The organism is Xanthovirga aplysinae, assembly GCF_009711365.1.
Lineage (GTDB): Bacteria > Bacteroidota > Bacteroidia > Cytophagales > Cyclobacteriaceae > Xanthovirga > Xanthovirga aplysinae.
Genome location: NZ_SMMB01000614.1, coordinates 1 through 2733, shown reverse-complemented (window position 1 = coordinate 2733; position 2733 = coordinate 1). Strand labels below are relative to the sequence as shown.

Annotated in this window: 2 protein-coding genes; both read left to right on the top strand. The window is 37.0% G+C overall.

The window, feature by feature from the left end; genetic code table 11:
* Positions 1–101: 101 nt before the first annotated feature.
* Complete coding sequence (locus tag E1171_RS03295; RefSeq protein WP_155204048.1) at positions 102–485, top strand: ArsR/SmtB family transcription factor; 384 nt, start codon at positions 102–104, stop codon at positions 483–485.
* Positions 486–751: 266 nt separating this feature from the next.
* The gene (gene pruA / locus E1171_RS03290) at positions 752–2383 is read left to right on the top strand and encodes an L-glutamate gamma-semialdehyde dehydrogenase (protein WP_155204046.1); all 1632 of its coding nucleotides are present in this window, start codon (positions 752–754) and stop codon (positions 2381–2383) included.
* Positions 2384–2733 lie beyond the last annotated feature (350 nt).

Below are 2733 nucleotides of genomic sequence, written 5' to 3'. Positions count from 1 at the left end.
AAAAATTATCCTTTTGATAACATTATTGTTTGATAAGCTAAATCTTACCTCTCTATAATTCTATCATTATTGCCTATATTTGTTGGTAAATCATTTTTACTATGCGTTTAAAACATTTCAGCTTAGGAATTGGAAGCCAGATTTTTAAGGCCTTTTCAGATGAGGCCCGTGTGAGAATATTATTTTTGCTTTTACAAAATAAAGAAATGTGCATTTCAGATTTGGAGCAAGTTTTGGATTTTACCCAAACTAAAACATCAAGGCATCTTACCTATTTGAAAAATGCAGGTATTGTAAGTTTTAGAAAGGCCGATCGGTGGATTTTCTATTATATTAAGGATGAGGTCTATGATATTGTTAGCCGCTTATTAAAGTTTATCAGCAAAGACATTACTTTACAAAAGGATCTAGAAATGTATCAGGTCTTATATTCCAATCGTGAACTTGCTATTAATAAAATTGAAAGTCGGAAATGGAGAGCGTAAATTGATGAGAGCTTAAATTGGAAGATCATTTGGACCTGTGATTGAAATTTGAGAGGGATAGCCATTTTTTCATTAGGGTTAGGTTGTTTTTAGGAGTAGAATTCTGGTCAATTAGTGGCACCTATGATAAATAATGTAGGCCAAATTAGAAGCATTGTTTTGTGCTTTTTTCTTTTCAGAAACAATTCCCTGATTTTTAGTAGACAACTAAAAAAATGTTAGTTTTGCCCAATAATTAAAAAAAGAATTATTAAACCATTAATACCATGCCAAAAGGAATATATAACATCCCGGCACCAGTGAATGAACCTGTGCTGAATTATGCTCCTGGCTCAGCCGAAAGAGCCACTTTAAAAGCTGCTATTGAAGAAGCCAGAGGTAAAAAAGTGGATGTTCCCATGTACATTGGTGGTGAAGAAGTTAAAACAGGAGATTTAAAGCCCCTCACTCCACCACATGATCATCAGCATATATTGGGACATTTTCATGAAGGGGACCGCTCTCATGTTGAACAAGCTATTAAATCTGCCTTGGGTGCGAAAGAGGAATGGGCCAATATGGCTTGGGAACACCGGGCAAGTATTTTCTTAAAAGCCGCAGATTTAATTGCAGGTCCTTACCGTGCAAAGCTAAATGCTGCTACTATGTTGGGGCAGTCAAAAAATGCTTTTCAGGCGGAAATTGATGCTGCTTGTGAAATCATTGACTTCCTGCGTTTCAATGTTTCCTATATGAAGGAAATTTATGGACAGCAACCTAACTCTGCTCCTGGAATTTGGAACAGAGTGGAACAGCGCCCTTTGGAGGGTTTTGTTTTTGCTTTAACCCCTTTTAATTTCACTGCTATCGCAGGAAATCTACCGGCTTCTGCTGCCCTGATGGGTAACACCGTGGTATGGAAACCAGCATATACGCAAATTTACTCTGCGAATGTGTTGATGGAGGTTTTTAAAGAGGCAGGTGTTCCTGATGGAGTAATTAATCTGATTTATGTAGATGGACCAACTGTAGGTGATGTGATTTTTAATCATCCCGATTTTGCTGGACTACACTTTACAGGAAGTACAGCAGTTTTCCAATCAATTTGGAAGACAATTGGGGAGAATATTCACAAATACAAATCTTATCCACGAATTGTAGGTGAAACTGGTGGAAAAGACTTCGTTCTTGCTCACCCTTCTTCAAATGCAAAAGCAGTGGCTACAGGTTTGGTTCGTGGTGCTTTTGAATACCAAGGACAGAAATGTTCTGCAGCTTCTCGTGCTTATATCCCAGCAAACCTTTGGCCAGAGGTAAAAGAGCATATGCTGAATGATTTGAAAAATATTCGAATGGGTGGTGTAGAAGACTTCTCCAACTTTGTCAATGCAGTGATTGACGAAAAAGCCTTTAATAAAATCACTTCTTACATTGATGAGGCCAAGAAAAGTGAAAATGTGGAGGTAATTGCTGGAGGAGATTATGATAAATCTGTTGGGTATTTTATTCAACCAACTATTCTTGAGGCAAAAGATCCAATGTTTACTACCATGTGTGAAGAAATATTTGGACCTGTGTTGACAGTTTATGTTTATCAGCCGGAGCGATTTGAGGAAACCCTTGATTTGGTAGACCAAACATCTCCTTATGCTTTAACTGGGGCTATTTTCTCTCAAGATCGATATGCGATCGAGTTAGCTACAAAAAGACTAGTTAATGCTGCTGGTAATTTTTATATCAATGACAAACCAACCGGTGCTGTAGTGGGCCAACAACCTTTTGGAGGTTCCAGAGCTTCCGGAACAAACGATAAAGCAGGTTCTATGATTAATTTGTTGCGTTGGGTTTCGCCAAGAACCATCAAGGAAACCTTGGTTCCACCAACAGATTATCGTTATCCTTTCTTAAGTGAGGAATAAACTATTGATTAAAATACAAATAAGAAGGACTGTCGTTTGGCAGTCCTTTTTTTAATTCTTCTTGAAATTTAAGTTCTAAAAAAGCAGTTATAATTTTCTTAAAGGAATATTTGTGTGAAGAGCTTTATAGAACCTAAATTTCTGTTTTAATTTTCTAAGCATACAAACCATAATTGACCAGATTCAAACTTTAATTGGTATGGCTTGAAATCACCCAATTCTTAATTAACCGCCTTCATGAGTTTCTTCACTGATATTTCAAAATGGGGACCCTCTGTATGGTTCATTTAACCAACATTAAATTAGGGGATGAGGTGAGTTTCTAATCCACTTAATTCAAGGACCTTATA

Bases quoted from the DNA above. Each gene is read 5' to 3' on its own strand.
- pruA (WP_155204046.1), top strand. From the start codon at position 752: ATGCCAAAAGGAATATATAACATCCCGGCACCAGTGAATGAACCTGTG.
- E1171_RS03295 (WP_155204048.1), top strand. From the start codon at position 102: ATGCGTTTAAAACATTTCAGCTTAGGAATTGGAAGCCAGATTTTTAAG.